Source organism: Lactococcus sp. EKM203L (assembly GCF_011800585.1).
GTDB lineage: Bacteria > Bacillota > Bacilli > Lactobacillales > Streptococcaceae > Lactococcus > Lactococcus lactis.
The window spans coordinates 389731-404265 of the sequence record NZ_JAALEQ010000003.1 but is presented as its reverse complement, the minus strand read 5'-3'; the positions used below and the strand labels follow the sequence as shown (position 1 = coordinate 404265).

Annotated in this window: 16 protein-coding genes and 1 other RNA gene; 7 read left to right on the top strand and 10 right to left on the bottom strand. The window is 36.7% G+C overall.

Features of this window, described 5'->3' with window-relative positions; translation table 11 throughout:
* Window positions 1-11: 11 nt before the first annotated feature.
* The gene (locus tag HFD15_RS07735) at window positions 12-998 is read right to left on the bottom strand and encodes a zinc-binding alcohol dehydrogenase family protein (RefSeq protein ID WP_017864290.1); all 987 of its coding nucleotides are present in this window, start codon (window positions 996-998) and stop codon (window positions 12-14) included.
* A gap of 167 nt (window positions 999-1165) precedes the next feature.
* Here HFD15_RS07735 and HFD15_RS07730 point away from each other — a divergent pair, with 167 nt between their 5' ends.
* The 6 genes from HFD15_RS07730 (at window position 1166) to HFD15_RS07705 (ending at window position 5223) form a co-directional block, all read left to right on the top strand.
* Window positions 1166-2275, top strand: coding sequence for a vitamin B12 independent methionine synthase (locus tag HFD15_RS07730; protein ID WP_003129660.1), 1110 nt, complete (start codon window positions 1166-1168; stop codon window positions 2273-2275).
* A gap of 125 nt (window positions 2276-2400) precedes the next feature.
* Window positions 2401-3153: an MBL fold metallo-hydrolase gene (locus tag HFD15_RS07725; protein WP_017864291.1), complete on the top strand. Its 753-nt coding sequence runs from the start codon at window positions 2401-2403 to the stop codon at window positions 3151-3153.
* Complete coding sequence (locus HFD15_RS07720) at window positions 3141-4079, top strand: metallophosphoesterase (RefSeq protein WP_058208748.1); 939 nt, start codon at window positions 3141-3143, stop codon at window positions 4077-4079. The genes HFD15_RS07725 and HFD15_RS07720 overlap by 13 nt, the downstream gene beginning before the upstream one ends.
* Window positions 4080-4547: a tRNA adenosine(34) deaminase TadA gene (gene tadA / locus HFD15_RS07715; RefSeq protein WP_003129664.1), complete on the top strand. Its 468-nt coding sequence runs from the start codon at window positions 4080-4082 to the stop codon at window positions 4545-4547.
* Between the two features lie 15 nt (window positions 4548-4562).
* Window positions 4563-4648: signal recognition particle sRNA small type (gene ffs, locus HFD15_RS07710), an RNA gene on the top strand.
* A 50-nt stretch (window positions 4649-4698) separates the two neighbouring features.
* Entirely contained in the window at window positions 4699-5223 is a 525-nt protein-coding gene (locus HFD15_RS07705) for a hypothetical protein (protein ID WP_025016749.1), read from the top strand.
* Window positions 5224-5248: 25 nt separating this feature from the next.
* Here HFD15_RS07705 and HFD15_RS07700 read toward each other — a convergent pair whose 3' ends face one another.
* From HFD15_RS07700 to HFD15_RS07670, 9 genes are all read right to left on the bottom strand, one after another.
* Window positions 5249-5665, bottom strand: coding sequence for a PaaI family thioesterase (locus HFD15_RS07700; protein WP_023188891.1), 417 nt, complete (start codon window positions 5663-5665; stop codon window positions 5249-5251).
* 41 nt (window positions 5666-5706) lie between these two features.
* The gene (locus tag HFD15_RS14325; RefSeq protein WP_155273343.1) at window positions 5707-5844 is read right to left on the bottom strand and encodes a hypothetical protein; all 138 of its coding nucleotides are present in this window, start codon (window positions 5842-5844) and stop codon (window positions 5707-5709) included.
* A gap of 192 nt (window positions 5845-6036) precedes the next feature.
* A complete protein-coding gene (menC, locus tag HFD15_RS07695) occupies window positions 6037-7149 on the bottom strand; it encodes an o-succinylbenzoate synthase (RefSeq protein ID WP_023188890.1) in 1113 nt (370 codons plus the stop codon).
* On the bottom strand, window positions 7146-8501 hold the full coding sequence (gene menE / locus HFD15_RS07690) for an o-succinylbenzoate--CoA ligase (RefSeq protein WP_167593360.1): 1356 nt from the start codon (window positions 8499-8501) through the stop codon (window positions 7146-7148). Before menE ends, menC begins: the two co-directional genes overlap by 4 nt.
* A 127-nt stretch (window positions 8502-8628) precedes the next feature.
* Entirely contained in the window at window positions 8629-9471 is an 843-nt protein-coding gene (gene menB / locus HFD15_RS07685) for a 1,4-dihydroxy-2-naphthoyl-CoA synthase (RefSeq protein WP_058208750.1), read from the bottom strand.
* Between the two features lie 233 nt (window positions 9472-9704).
* A complete protein-coding gene (locus HFD15_RS14525) occupies window positions 9705-9836 on the bottom strand; it encodes a hypothetical protein (RefSeq protein WP_023188887.1) in 132 nt (43 codons plus the stop codon).
* A 21-nt stretch (window positions 9837-9857) separates the two neighbouring features.
* On the bottom strand, window positions 9858-10673 hold the full coding sequence (gene menH / locus HFD15_RS07680; RefSeq protein ID WP_058208751.1) for a 2-succinyl-6-hydroxy-2,4-cyclohexadiene-1-carboxylate synthase: 816 nt from the start codon (window positions 10671-10673) through the stop codon (window positions 9858-9860).
* Entirely contained in the window at window positions 10663-12345 is a 1683-nt protein-coding gene (gene menD, locus HFD15_RS07675; RefSeq protein WP_058208752.1) for a 2-succinyl-5-enolpyruvyl-6-hydroxy-3-cyclohexene-1-carboxylic-acid synthase, read from the bottom strand. The genes menH and menD overlap by 11 nt, the downstream gene beginning before the upstream one ends.
* 52 nt (window positions 12346-12397) lie before the next feature.
* Entirely contained in the window at window positions 12398-13537 is a 1140-nt protein-coding gene (locus HFD15_RS07670) for an isochorismate synthase (protein WP_058208753.1), read from the bottom strand.
* 413 nt (window positions 13538-13950) lie between these two features.
* On the opposite strand from HFD15_RS07670, the gene HFD15_RS07665 reads away from it, so the two are divergent.
* Window positions 13951-14532 (top strand): GNAT family N-acetyltransferase, encoded by a 582-nt coding sequence (locus HFD15_RS07665; RefSeq protein WP_167593359.1) that lies wholly within the window; start codon window positions 13951-13953, stop codon window positions 14530-14532.
* The last annotated feature ends 3 nt before the right edge of the window (window positions 14533-14535 follow it).

The window sequence follows — 14535 nt, the reverse complement described above, 5'->3', positions numbered from 1 at the left end:
TTTTTTAAGCGTTAAGATAGGATAATTTTCCCTATTGTATGATTTTCTTCAATGAGTTCATGAGCTTTTTTCACATTCTCAGCAGTAATTGGTCCGAGATTCTGAGTCATTGTACTTTTTAGAACGTCATTATCTAGCCATTCAGAAACTTTATTTAAAATATCATGTTGACTTTGTAAATCAGATGTATTTGAGACGACTTTTGTAAACATCCATTCAAAGTTAAAACGTGCAGATTTATGAGCTAGTTGATCTAAATTAATAGCTTGCCCTGGTTCAACAATATTTGCAATCGAACCTTGTGGCGCAATTAACTCATTTACTGCTGGCATATGTTCAACAACGGCATTTAAAATTAAAATATAATCTACAAACTTAAAGCCAAGTTCATGAACTTGAGGAACCAAATTTTCATGATGATTGACGGTATAATCGGCGCCAAAATTTTTGACCCATTCAATGGCTTGGGGATTTGATGCCGTAGCAATTACTGTCAATCCAGCATTTTTGGCCATTTGGATTGCTACTGAGCCAACACCACCTGCACCATTAATAATGAGGAGTGATTTTCCTTTAGATTTATCAGTCACTTCTAGTTTTTCAAAGAGAAGTTCATAGGCAGTCAAACTTGTTAGAGGCATAGCGACTGCTTTTTCTTTGGTCAAATTTTTGGGAGCAAAACCAACAATTCGTTCATCAACGGCTTGAAATTCAGCATTTGAACCTGAACGAGTAACATCACCGGCCCAAAACACTTTATCCCCAACCTTAAAAAGCTTAGTTTCACTCCCAAGTTCGACGACAGTTCCTAAACCATCCCAACCTAGAATTTTTGGTTCTGCTAAATTTCCTTTAATCCCTTTTCTAACCTTTGTATCAACTGGATTGATTGAGATTGCCTCGACTTTTATCAATAAATCATGGGGTCTTAAGATTGGCTTTTCTATTTCAAAGTCAATAAAATTTTTGCTAGAATCAATAGTTCCAATTGCTTTCATCTCTCTACCTCTCTTATAAGTAAAAGTTTATACCAGTCTGACTCCTAAGTCAATCACTTGAATTTAATATTAAATATTTACATCATGTCATTAAAAATTTCTAAGACCAAAGAAATGACGCTTTGCTACAATGGAATGAGTTAAACTAATAGAATCTAGGTAATTTCATGACAAAAACTTATAAGCATTATCATTTTGACCACGTTGGAAGTTTTCTCCGTCCCCAAACTTTAAAAGAAGCACGTTTGGCTTATTCAGAAGGGCAACTTCCATTAAGTGACTTTAAAAAAATTCAAGAATCTGAAATTAAGAGATTAGTGAAAGAAGAAGTGAACGTTGGCCTTAAAGCGGTGACAGATGGAGAATTTAATCGTTCGTGGTGGCACTTAGATTTCCTCTGGGGGCTTAATGGAGTTGGGACTTATGAACAAGAGGATTCTTATAAATTCCATGGTGCAAAAACAAGGACAACTAATATTGAATTGACTGGTAAAGTAGCTTTTAACCCAGAACATCCCTTTTTTGCGGATTTTAACTATTTAAAAAGTCTTTTACCAGAAGGAGTTGAACCTAAAGTTACTATTCCTTCACCTTCGTTAATTCCTAATCGTGATGGTCGTTCAGACCGTTGGCCAGAATTTTATGGAAGTTGGGAAGAATTCTTAGATGATTTGGCTCAAGCTTATCATGAAACTTTGCTCCATTTTTATGAATTGGGTGCGCGTTATATTCAACTGGACGATACGACTTGGGCTTATCTTATTGCCAGATTATTAGATGATCCAGAAAACCATGAAAAGTATGTTAAGATGTGTGAAGACATTGTCTATCTTGTTAATAAGCTCTTGAAGGATTTGCCTGAGGACTTGAGAGTTTCAACTCATATTTGTCGAGGAAATTTCAAATCAACTTATTTATTTGAGGGTTCTTATGAGCCTGTGGCAAAATACTTAGGTCAGCTTAATTATGATACTTTCTTTTTAGAATACGATGATGCTCGCTCAGGTTCTTTTGCTCCCTTAGCAGAAATTTGGAATCAAAGAAAAGATGTCTTGCTTGTGTTAGGACTTTTCACTTCTAAACATCCAGAACTTGAAAAGTATGAAGACATTAAAGCTCGCTTAGACGAGGCGCTTGAATCGATTCCACTTGAAAATTTGGCACTTTCAACACAATGTGGATTTGCTTCTACAGAAGAAGGAAACGATTTGACTGAGGAAGAAGAATGGGCTAAATTAGCACATATTAAAAAGATTGTGGATAAAATTTGGAAATAAAGTAAAAGTGGTGGATTCTACCACTTTTTTTGTTTGTCAGTAAAGATTAAATGGCGCATAAGCTAAATTAGCTTTGCTTTGTTATAATAGACTTAAGCAAAAAATAAAGAAAGCGAGAAAAAAATATGAAATTAACAGCACTAGGTGTTTGGGGCGGATATCCTACGCGCGATGCCGGAACAACCTCTTATCTTTTACAATCAGAATCAGGCTTTAACATGCTTTTAGATTGTGGTTCACGCGCGGTGACAGAACTTGAACATGAATTGCAACCAACTCAACTTGATGCAGTTATTTTGAGTCATTATCATGAAGACCATATTGCAGATTTGGGTGCTCTTCGCCAATATCGTCAGCTTTATCCATTGGGTCAAGATGGTTGGGATGGAATGATGTTGCCTATTTATGGCCATGGGGAAAATGAATATGAATTTTCTAAATTAACTTTGGATAAGGTTTCGGAAGGTCATCTTTATGATGTCGAAAATGGAACAAAAGTTGGTCCTTTTGATATTACTTTTCTAAAAACAGTTCATCCTGTGGTGAATTATGCCATGCGCATTGTTGAACGCAGAACGGGACAAGTTTTGATTTATACTGGAGATACGGGTTATTTTGATGAATTGACTGACTTTGCCAAAGAGGCTGACCTTCTTCTTGCTGATGTTTATTTCTTTAAAGATAAAGCAAAAATGCCTAATCACTTATCATCAATTGAAGCCGGTCAAATTGCTAAGGATGCAAAGGTTAAAAAATTAATTTTGACTCATCTGCCACAATTTGGTGATTTGGATATTTTACTGACAGAAGCAAAAGAAGCAGCAGGGGATGCTGTCATTACTGATTTAGCAGTTCCGCATAAAAAATGGCAACTTTGATAAGCCCTTTTAAAAAGCTAATTTTCCTCATTTCATTTATCATTTTACTGACAGGAATTTTCTTTGGTTTTGTCAGTATCCAAAATTGTGTGCTTAATTACAATCCACCAAAAACGAAAAGTCAGATTGAACAATTGGTTAAAAAAAGTGCTGACAGTTCTAAAACGAGGTTTGTCAGTGATGATAAGCACTATCAGCGTAATTTATTTGTTTCTGACATTCATGGACGCTTATCTGGCTTGAAAAAAACGCTGACAGAGATTCATTTTAGTAAAAATGACCGGCTTTTTGTCTTGGGAGATAGCATTGATCATGGCCGTTTTGGCTTTGATGCTTTACTTTATTTGTTGAAAACTTTGCCAGATGCTGGTTATCATGTGACAGTCATGATGGGAAATCATGAGCAAATGTGGTCAGAGCTTGCAAGTGACGGTAAAACGGATGAAGAGCAACTTTCAAATGCAATTGGAACGATTTATATTTATGAAGGGGCTCCACCAAATGGCTGGCAGTATTCAATTGAAAACTGGAAAAAGCTGTCAGTTACTGACAGACAATTTTTACTGACAGAAATGAAAAATAACTTTGGTCAGCCAGAACAGTTGATTGAAAAAATTGGAAATAAGTGGGTGGTACTCTCTCATAGTGCAAAAATGTGCCTTTCTTATGAAAAAGAGAAGACAAAAGATTTGTTTTGGGAACATTTGCCAGGTGATTCTTTTGAACGGCGAAATAGTGTTGCTAAAGCTGTGGGCGTACCAAACACTGATGTTCAGGTCTTTGTTGGTCATGTGAGTGGTTTTTTATTTGGGAAACAACGAAACTATATTTGTTTAGATAATACAGTTGTCAATGGGACATTAGAACAATTTGAAGCAGTTCCAGTCAAAATATATTGTCTTGAACAAGAGAAATTTTTAGGATAAATGAATTTTACAGAAGAAGAAAAAGAATTTTTTATGAAGGAAGCACTCAAAGAAGCGCAGAAAGCAGCTGAAAATGAGGAAGTTCCGATTGGAGTTGTCATCGTCAAAGACGGCGAAATTATTGCGCGTGATTTCAATAGGCGAGAGCTTGATGGTCGGGCGACACATCATGCTGAAGTTTGCGCGATTGAAGCGGCAAATCAGGCAGTGGGAAATTGGAGACTTCTTGATTGCGCCCTCTTTGTCACCATTGAACCTTGTGTCATGTGTGCCGGAGCAATTGGGTTAGCGCGGATTCCACAAGTTTACTTTGGAGCGACAAATCCTAAATTTGGAGGAACGGTCAGTCTTTATCAGATTTTAGAAGACAAGCGACTGAACCATCGAGTCCAAGTAGAATCGGGGATTTTAGAAGACGAGTGTGCAAAAATTATGCAAGATTTCTTTAAAAATAGACGAAAAAAATAAATTGTGTTATAATAGTTTTCGGAGCAATAAGTTTCTTACGAAGCGTGTCAGGACCTGACGGTAGCAGCACTAAGTATGGAGCTTATGTGCTCTTTTTTTGTATCCTTATTTATGGTAAAGTATCATTATAAAGATGACAAAGGAGGAGTTTATGAAAAATGAAAATTGGAAAAATATGAAATGGGTAATTTTAGTTTTAGTGGTAATTTTGATTCCTTTAGTAATTTTTAAATCTTGTCAGAGTTTGACTAAAAGTCAAAATGAGAAGAAAAATAAAAAAGATTCAATTCATTTTTTGCATGGCGCTTGGATTTCAGATGTAAGATTACCAATGTCTAAAGAGCTCAAGGTACAATTTTATCGAGCCAATTTGGATAATGAGTCTCATTTTAAATATGGTAAAGAACAAGTGGAGTTAATATTTAGAGAATTGAAAAATGGTCGAGGGAATATTGATGGGGAATTTGTAAGAGAAAATTCTGTTTATCGCCCATTGAATGAACTCGACAAAGATGGTTTTCGACCAGTGAAAATAAATATTAATAAAAGAGGAGAAGAAGCTTTTTTCCGTTATAAAGTTATTAATAAAAATAAAGTAAAAACGAGAATTCTTCCTTCAGGAAGTGATAAGGTTGCTGATGAATTTGAGGTTTATTTTATAAGAGAAAATGGTTAACTTACGCCGTCTAAAAAAACTCTGACTATTTGTCAGAGTTTTTTTGTGGTACCAAAGCATTGACCACTGTGATTTGAGAAATGAGCGTTTCATTTTCGTCAGTGATTTTGATTTCCCAGACATGGTTGCGTTTGCCATTTTTGAGGAGAAGACCGCGGGCATTTACGAAACCTTCGCATTTTTTTGGATTGAGATGGTTGGCGTTAATGCTTTGACCAAAGGCAAAGTATTGACCGGAGCCGATTGCATTACTTGCCATACCAGCTGTGATTTCAGCGAGAGCAAGACTTGCACCTCCATTTAAAAAGCCTTGTGGTTGAGCATGAAAATCGCTGAGAATCATTTTACTTGAGAATTTATAAATTTTACTGACAAACTTGTCAGAATTCTCGTCAGTAAAAACTTGAAAATCTGTGATATTGAGTTGGTCAATCATGTTCATTGGAAAATCTCCTTAATAAGATGTGAGACCGCCCTAGGGCCTTAGCACTTTAGTGCACGAGCTTCGGGGACAGCGACAAGCAAGTTTGTCGCTGACTGTCTTGAAATGATGAAAAATGCCTTTTTGGCTGACGCTTGCCCTGCCAGCAAGTACTTGCGATTCTCGTTGCGCTTTAGCATGGACATTCGAGCGTAGCGAAGAACAGTACTTAGCTGGAACCGATAACGTAGCTAGCGACATTGCCAAAAGAGACAACGGAGCGGATGTAGGAAAAAAGTGGTTCTGCTTGAAGCAGAGCTTCAAGGTTGTGGATGAAATTTGCGAAGTAAAATTCACCTGTAAGTAGAGGTTCCAGTTTTTTTCTTTTTCGTTCATCTAAAGTAGGTCATAATTAATTTATTTACAGTATAACCTTTGAGTAGCGTTTCATTAACTGACAGACCGATACCAATTCCAGTCGGGACGGTCATCCAACCGTTTGGAAATGCAATTTCTGGTTGAATGAGGTCTATGTCAAAATAATGCTTAGAATCGGATAAATCACCGGCCATAGCATTTCCAGAAAGCGCAGCTAGTTGGACATGGAGTATTTTTGAGATACCAGACTCAACCATACTGCCAATCCAAAAGCCAATCTGATGCTGTCTGCAAAATTCGATAGCTTTTTGCGTTTGATAAAGTCCACCTAAACGACCTATTTTTACATTGAGCATCGTTTGAAAAGGAAGTTCTGTCAGTATTTTTAGACTTTCTAAATCTTGAACGGATTCGTCAAAGCAAATTGGTGTTAAGAAGTTTTCTGTCAGTAATTTTAATTCGGATAAATCTTTGATATCAAAAGGTTCTTCGATACAAGCCAGACCAAGTTCGTCTAGCTCTTTGATGACTGGCCAGTCTGTCAGTTGAAAACTTCGATTGGCATCAAGAGCAAATGTAATTTGTGGATATCTTTTTACCAGCTTTTTAATCAAGTCAGTCCCAATTTGTGGACTAATTTTTAATTTAATTCTTTTGACGCCACTGTTAATAAGTTGGCCAATTTCCTTAATGGTTTGCTCGTCAGACATTTGTCCAAGCACCGCACCACGTGGGATTTTATCAGCTAATTTTTCTTGGAAAAGACCAGCAATCAAATTTTTATTTCTTTCTTTAAAATACAAATCTAGAAGTGCATTTTCTAGTCCGGCCAGTGCCATTGGTAAGGGATTTCTAAAAAATTCATGTATTTCAAAAGGGTGTGAGAATTCTTTTTGCAAAATTTCTGGCAGGTAAGTTTCTTCCAAGATTTTCCAAGAATCAGCAAAAGTTTCTGAAGTATAAAAAGGAGTCGTGAAAGCAACAACTTCACCAAATCCCGAAAGTCCGTTAGGACTTTCAACTTTTATAATAATTGTATCTCGGAGATTTAAGGAACCTTTGGCGGTCTTAAAATTAAATTTCATAGGGAGTTGAACATGAAACATTGTAATTTTTTCAATTATCATCCTTTAAGCTCTTTTCTCAAGATTTTTCCAGAAGCATTTTTGGGCAATTCATCCATGAAAGTGATGGATTGGGGTCGTTTGTATTTTGCCAGTTTTTCAGTGAGAAAGTTTTCTAATTTTTCTTGGGAAATATTGCCTGAAACGAAGAGAATTGGCACTTGTCCCCACTTGGCATCTGGCTTAGCAACAAGTGCACATTCCTTGATTTCAGGAAGAGAATAAACTAAATCTTCGATTTCTTTGGGGTAAATATTTTCACCGCCAGAAATAATGATATCTTTTCTGCGATTGAGCAGATAGAGAAAACCGTCCGCGTCAAGATAACCAATATCGCCTGTTTCAAAAGCTGTGCCGTAAGGCTTTTGGCCTAGGTAAGCTTTCATCAACATCGGAGATTTTAACCAAATTTCACCAACGCCAGCAAGGTCAGCTTGACGAATCTCAATTTCAACACCTGGTAAAGGCCGCCCGACAGAGCTTGTTTTATCAGGGAAATCTAAAATATTAAAAGTGACAGATTGTGAAAAACTTTCAGTCATTCCATAAGTTTTGTAAATAGGAAGCCCTAATTCTTGGCATTTTTTGATTAAAGGTTCGGGAATAAATTCACCACCAAGTAGAATTAAACGTAAGTTATTGCTATGCAATTTGTCAGCAATTCTTGTAAGGAGGGTTGGGACGAGTGAAACCATGTTGATTTTCCCAGAATTGATCATTTCAAGAAGTTGGTTTTCATCAAATTTATCAACAACGGTCGCTGATGTTGCATTATATAAAGTACGCATAATAATGGAAAGTCCAGAGACATGAAACATGGGTAAGATGACAAGCCAATTATCATTGTCATAAGCGCCAAGCGTTTCCTTTGAGGCTTTGACGTGATTTGAAATCATGCCCCAAGTAATAGGGACAGATTTAAATTTTCCGGTAGTAGCGGAAGTGTTCATGATGACTGCAATTTTTTCATCGGGAAAATCTGCTGACAGACTTACAGGGCAAGGGTTACTAGTCCAAATTTCCGAAAAAGAAATGCTGTCAGTAACTTTTTCTGTCAGTAAATCCGATGTGAAGACTGTCTCAATCTCGAGTTCCTTGATTTGGTCAGCCAGCTCGTATTCGGTCAGATGCCTATTCAAAAGAAGAACCTCTTTTGACAAACCGAGCAAGGCAAACAAAACGACTGCCATTTCAACAGAGTTTTCTGAAAGGAGCGCAACCCGTGATTGATTGTCAATAAGAGGAGCCAAATGTTCAGCCATCTTATTGACTTCCTGATTGATTTGGGCAAAAGTAGAATCATTTAAAAATTGTTTTTGAGGATAAAGTTCCGCCTGTTTTTTTAACCATTTCATATTTTAAGATGTGAGCGAACTCGATTTTCTCCTTTCTGTGTATTTTTTACTGACAGAAATCCCTGTCAGTAACTTTTAAATCACAAAAAGCGTCAAAAAGACGCTTTGTCAGCAATTTTGGAAATTTTTATGGGAATTTTGGAAATTGGTCAAAATCAGGTTTGCGTTTTTCTTTGAAAGCATCGCGTCCTTCTTTGGCTTCATCCGTAGTATAGAACATAAGTGTTGCATCTCCTGCAAATTGTTGCAGTCCAGCAAGTCCGTCAGTTGCTGCATTCATTGAACCTTTGAGCATACGAAGCGCCATTGGTGAGAGGGCGAGCATTTCTTGGGCCCATTGAACGGTTTCTTCTTCAAGACGGTCAAATGGAACAACAGTATTAACCATTCCCATGTCCATTGCTTCTTGGGCAGTATATTGACGGCAGAGGAACCATATTTCACGTGCTTTCTTTTGCCCAACCATAGCGGCAAGTAAACCAGCACCATAACCAGCATCAAAAGAACCAACACGCGGACCAGTTTGCCCAAATTTTGCGTTTTCAGAAGCGATAGTCAAATCACAAACGATATGTAACACGTGACCTCCACCAATGGCAAAACCATTTACCATGGCAATGACAGGTTTTGGTGTAATCCGAATCAAATGTTGCAAATCTAAAACGTTCAAACGAGGAATTTGGTCTTCACCAACATATCCACCATTTCCACGTACTTTTTGGTCTCCACCAGAACAAAAGGCTTCTTTATCTTCACCTTTTCCATGATTTGCACCAGTCAAAATAATCACGCCGACATTGGTATCATCACGGGCAATGCTAAAAGCATCAATCATTTCCACAACCGTTTTAGGACGGAAAGCATTGCGGACTTCAGGACGATTGATCGTGATTTTGGCAATCCCATTGTAAGTTTCATAAATAATATCTTCGTAGTTACGGTTGAGAGCAACCCAGTTAAATTTTGACATGATTCTCCTTTAAGATGTGAGGACGAGCGCTAGAAGTTGTGGAAATTAGAAAAATGCGGTTCTGGGCATAGCCCAAGTTCCATTTTATCTATTTTCATCAACTTCTGCGAGTCCGAACTCAATTAAAATTAAGATGTGAGGGGCCCTAGGGTCTTTACACTTTAGCGCTTAGACTTCAGGGTCAGCAACAAACTGATATTTTTGATGTCAGATTGTCGTTGAGTGTTTAGAAGTTATGAAATTCTATTATTTTCATTAACCTTCATAAGTCCACTTAGAAAAAATACTTTTATTGTATTTATTTCTGTCAGTAAAACTAATTCATCAGTTTTACTGACAGAAGTGATATAGTCATTACTTTTCAATTATATCATAAAGCATTTTGACTAAGGTAAAAATTCCTCTAGTATTTTTTGATAGGTGACCGGATTTTCTAGATGAATATTATGACCAGAAGCAGCAACAGAAATCCAAGTGACATTCGGATTTGGAGCAAAAATTTCTTTAGCAATTTTTGAATATTTTTCGTCTAAATCACCAGATAAATAGAGAATGTTGGATTTTATTAAAGAAATTTTATCGCCAACATAGAAAAGCTGGCCTTGACCTGTTCCATTCAAAGTTTGGGCAAGAGCTAAGGGTGAATTGCTTGCACGGCTTTCCCAAATTTCCTGTTGAATTTTTACTGACAGCTTTTTTTGTGATTCAAAAAGGGAAATATTAGCCCAAAAGTCAGCAAACCAAGCAGACCCATTTAACAAAATCTTCTGTCCTAATTCTTCGTCAGCCAGTCGTCTTTTTTTGCGGTCTTCACTAGATAAAAGCCCAGGACCAGTTGACTCTAAAATCAAATATTTAACAGGAGCTGACGGATAAGCAAGGCAATAACGAAGCGCCAATCGTCCGCCCATTGAATAGCCAAGAAGTGAAAAAGCATTTCCGTCAGTAAATTGCGCAAATAGCGAGTGCAGATTTTTCAAAATCGCCTCAAGTTTATAAGGGGCAAGTTCCTTTGGCTTTGCTGATGAACCGTGACCTAACAAATCGATAGCAACAATTTTGTAGCCGGCCAAATGAAGATTTCGCCAGGTATTAGAACTTTCAGAAAAACCATGCAGTGCAAATAGGACCTCTCCAGTCCCCCAAATACGGACAGCATAATCAAAACCATCAATAGTAATTATTTTTTTATCAATTTTCATAAGTCGTATATTTTTGATGTAAAGCAAGACTTAAATCTTTATCCGTTTTAATTTCCAAAAGATGAATGCCAGATTGATGAAGAGAAGCCTCAAATTGCTGACCAAAATCAGCATAGCCACTGACCAAATGATAATCTAAACCAGTCAACTCAGCCAGTCCAGCAAAATTTAAACCATGTGGAGTTGAAAAAAGATAATCAAAATTCGGTACGCCTTTTTGAGCTAAATGATGAAAAATCCCACCACCGTCATTATTAAATAGCACAATAGTCAGATTAAGTTCATGTGTTTTACCAACAATTAAACCATTTAAATCGTGTAGCATTGACAAATCCCCAGTCAATAAAACCGTCGGTTTACCCGTTGTAGCAATTCCGAGTGCAGTTGATTCAGTCCCGTCAATGCCATTCACACCACGATTTCCTAGAATTCTAACTTTGGCATCCGCTTTTTTCCACCAATAGTCAATATCTCTGATCTCCATACTATTTGAAACAAGAAGTTGAGCATCCAGTGCTTCCAAATGTTTTTGTAGTTCTTGGACATAACGTCCTTCAAAAGGACTTTCTTCATAAGTCACTTTTTCAAGAAGTTGTCGCATTTTTTCTTGAGCATTTTGCCATTTTTCCAAATAAGAACTATCAGAATTTACTTTTTTAATTGAAGAAGCAAAAGGGAGAACATCAGACTGAACCATCGTTGTCGTTGTCAAACTAGGGTTGCGATAATCAAGAGCAGGGTCAACTTGAATAAATTCAGCTTCGTTATTGAAAGCAACGAATTGTTGCAAACGTTTAGAAACAGGCATTTGTCCAAAAAGCAGAATAGCATCCGCTTTTAATTGAGTTTTTAAATCATTATTTGCTAAAAAAGCATCATAAGAGTCTATGACCAAAGGATGATTATGATTACGCAGATTAGAAAGTGGATCCGCTAAAATTGGAGCTTTTAATTGTTCCGCAAGTTTTAAAAGTGCTTCAGAATAATCTTTGTCAAAATTGGCACCGGCTAAAATTAATGTTTTTCCAGAAAGCAATGCTTCATCAAATGGAAGACTTACTTGTGCTTGTCCTTTATAAAATTTAAAGGCATGTTTAGAACGTCCTTTTTCATAATTTTCACTTTTTAATTCTGGAACTAAAGGATCACGCAAGGGAACATTGATTTGCACAGGACCCGAAAGAGGGGAAATAGCTGATAAGACAGCTCGTTGTGCGACTTTACGTGGATAGGTCCAAAAGTTTTCTGTCTGAGACTGGTTTTGAATATGTGGAGCTTCAAGATTTTCAAAATGATTAACAAAATTTCCAAAAAATCTGGTCTGGTCGACTGTTTGAGGAGCTCCAACGAATTGAAGCTCAGCCGGTCTGTCCGCCGTTAAAATAATAAGGGGAACTCGACTCATTTTTGCTTCAAGGACAGCTGGGAAATGATGAGCCGCAGCAGAACCTGAAGTACAAACTAAAACAACAGGACGTTTTTTCGCTTTAGCAATTCCCAGAGCAAAAAAAGCAGCCGAACGTTCATCAATGTTGACATAAGTATCGTATTTTTTGTATTCCTCAAAGAGCATGGCTAAAGCCGTTGAACGTGAACCTGGACTAAAAACAGCTTCACGAACCCCTAAATTGAAAAGTTCATCAACAAAGGGAGCTAAATATTCATTGGTCATGACTATCTCCATTTCTAATTTAAAAATTAAAATCGTAAAATATTTTAAAAAGTTACAAAGCTTCTAAAATGGTTTTTAATTTTACCTTGGTTTCCCTAAATTCTTCTAAAGCATCGGAAGAAGGGATAATTCCACACCCTGCATAAGCATAAAGTTTCTTGTCCACAATCAAAGCCGAACGAATTCCGACAATCATTGTGCCATTTCCTTTGCTGTCAATTAAGCCAAGAGGTGCAGCATATAGTCCTCGCTCATGATTTTCATGCTTTCTGAGGAATTCGAGGGCCTCATGACGAGGCTCTCCTCCAAGAGCAGGCGTTGGGTGAAGCTGTTTTGTCCAATCAATAAGTGAAAGCTCAGAATTTTTAGCACTTAAAATTGTCCGAAGATGATAAACATTTTTCAACTCCATTAATTCGGTTGTTCCAACCGTTACTGTCTCAGCTTTTTCAAGCAGATTTCTTTTTATTTTTTGGACAACAATATCATGCTCTAAAAGATTTTTGGGGTCTGTCAGCAATTTTTGCCCCGCATTTTCCATTGTTTTTGGAAAAGTTCCAGCTAAGGCATAACTAAGGAGTTGGTCATTTTCTTTTTGAACTAAAATTTCGGGCGATGCTCCAAGGAAAATTCTTTTTCCTTTTTGATAAGCAAAAATAAAAGCATTTGGATTATTATCTAATAAATTTTGGATGATACTTTCGAGTTCAAAAGAGGTTTGACTTGTAAATTCAAGTTCTCTTGAAGCGACAATTTTTCGACTCTTTCCGTCAGCAAAATTTTTTTGAATGGCATAAAAAAGTTCTTGCCAAGCCGAAAAATCAGAAGCTTTTTCAGTGAGTTGATGCTTAAATTTTGGAATAGTGATTTCAGGAATTTCTCGTGGGCTATCACAAGTGAGGGTGTAAGAATTTTCCTTATTGACAACGAAATAATGTTTAAAAGCAATGGTTTCGCCACCGAAATTTTCCCAAAGTTCTCCTTTAATGTCATCAAAAAAAGTCTGACTATGAAAGAGATAGGGATAGTCAGAAAACTTATCATGTTCAAGGCCAATGGCTTTCAAACGCTCACAGCCAATAACAAAAGTTTCTTTTTGAGGGTCAAACCAAAAGAAACGCTCACTTTCTGAAAAGTTTGCCCAGAAAGCTAAGGGGTTATTTAATTTTAAATTGATTTTTATATAATTCATTTTTTCTACCATAAAAATTATAACATAGCTCAGCATAGGAGAGGAATAATGAGCCCTAAAATTACAAATCTTCATTCATTTTTCATAGACTTTCTGATATAAGTATCACTGCTTATAACACGCTAAAGCGTGAACGCGCAGACAGAAGCCACTATGGTGCCCTTCCTAGATACCTTATTACTCACTCAGCGGAAAATTATCGTTCCCGCTTCGTTCGGTCATAATCCTCATTGTTCGTATCTTCACTGGCCGTGCCAGCGATGTAGTTGCGAAGACTCGCTTCGTCAAAGCGTAGCTGTTGGCGCTTTAGCACTTACAGATAGGCTTGTATTTTTATCAGGTCTTAATGATTAAATTTAGTGTTAAAAACTATGATATAATTAAAATCATGAAAACATTCAAAAAGGAGTGCCATGAATATTTATGTCAAATTAGCTGAGTTTAGCATTATTGAAACAAAGCGATTGCTTTTGCGTCCCTTTGATTTAAAAGACGCTGAGGACATGTTTGACTATTCAGGTAATCCTGAAAATCTAAAATTTGTTTTTGCCCCGCATCTGTCACTTTCAGAAACACGTTTTTCAATTGCTAACGATTATATGAAAAGTCCTTTAGGGAAATGGGCAATTGAGTTGAAATCTGAACATCGGCTGATTGGAGATATTCATTTTGTGAAAATTTCTGATAAAAATCAGTCTGCGGAAATTGGTTATGTTTTAAATCAAAATTATTGGAATCAAGGGTTACTGACAGAAGCATTAAAAGTACTGACAGAATTTTCTTTTGAACAATTTGGACTTAAAAAGTTGATTTTATTGATTGATAAAGAAAATGTTCCGTCTAAAAAAGTTGCCCTTAAATCAGGCTATCACTTAGTTAAAAAATTTAAAGGGACGAATCAATACAGCAAAAAAATTAGAAATTTTGAACAATATGAACTTGGAAAAAGTGACGATGAAATTTATCAAAAAAATTCAGAGATTGGGGAAATTTGAAGT

What these genes read in the sequence shown, in the direction of transcription:
- HFD15_RS07735 (WP_017864290.1), bottom strand. Translation starts at nt 998, where the DNA reads ATGAAAGCAATTGGAACTATTGATTCTAGCAAAAATTTTATTGACTTT.
- HFD15_RS07730 (WP_003129660.1), top strand. Translation starts at nt 1,166, where the DNA reads ATGACAAAAACTTATAAGCATTATCATTTTGACCACGTTGGAAGTTTT.
- HFD15_RS07725 (WP_017864291.1), top strand. Translation starts at nt 2,401, where the DNA reads ATGAAATTAACAGCACTAGGTGTTTGGGGCGGATATCCTACGCGCGAT.
- HFD15_RS07720 (WP_058208748.1), top strand. Translation starts at nt 3,141, where the DNA reads ATGGCAACTTTGATAAGCCCTTTTAAAAAGCTAATTTTCCTCATTTCA.
- tadA (WP_003129664.1), top strand. Translation starts at nt 4,080, where the DNA reads ATGAATTTTACAGAAGAAGAAAAAGAATTTTTTATGAAGGAAGCACTC.
- HFD15_RS07705 (WP_025016749.1), top strand. Translation starts at nt 4,699, where the DNA reads ATGAAAAATGAAAATTGGAAAAATATGAAATGGGTAATTTTAGTTTTA.
- HFD15_RS07700 (WP_023188891.1), bottom strand. Translation starts at nt 5,665, where the DNA reads ATGAACATGATTGACCAACTCAATATCACAGATTTTCAAGTTTTTACT.
- HFD15_RS14325 (WP_155273343.1), bottom strand. Translation starts at nt 5,844, where the DNA reads ATGCTAAAGCGCAACGAGAATCGCAAGTACTTGCTGGCAGGGCAAGCG.
- menC (WP_023188890.1), bottom strand. Translation starts at nt 7,149, where the DNA reads ATGATAATTGAAAAAATTACAATGTTTCATGTTCAACTCCCTATGAAA.
- menE (WP_167593360.1), bottom strand. Translation starts at nt 8,501, where the DNA reads ATGAAATGGTTAAAAAAACAGGCGGAACTTTATCCTCAAAAACAATTT.
- menB (WP_058208750.1), bottom strand. Translation starts at nt 9,471, where the DNA reads ATGTCAAAATTTAACTGGGTTGCTCTCAACCGTAACTACGAAGATATT.
- menH (WP_058208751.1), bottom strand. Translation starts at nt 10,673, where the DNA reads ATGAAAATTGATAAAAAAATAATTACTATTGATGGTTTTGATTATGCT.
- menD (WP_058208752.1), bottom strand. Translation starts at nt 12,345, where the DNA reads ATGACCAATGAATATTTAGCTCCCTTTGTTGATGAACTTTTCAATTTA.
- HFD15_RS07670 (WP_058208753.1), bottom strand. Translation starts at nt 13,537, where the DNA reads ATGAATTATATAAAAATCAATTTAAAATTAAATAACCCCTTAGCTTTC.
- HFD15_RS07665 (WP_167593359.1), top strand. Translation starts at nt 13,951, where the DNA reads ATGAATATTTATGTCAAATTAGCTGAGTTTAGCATTATTGAAACAAAG.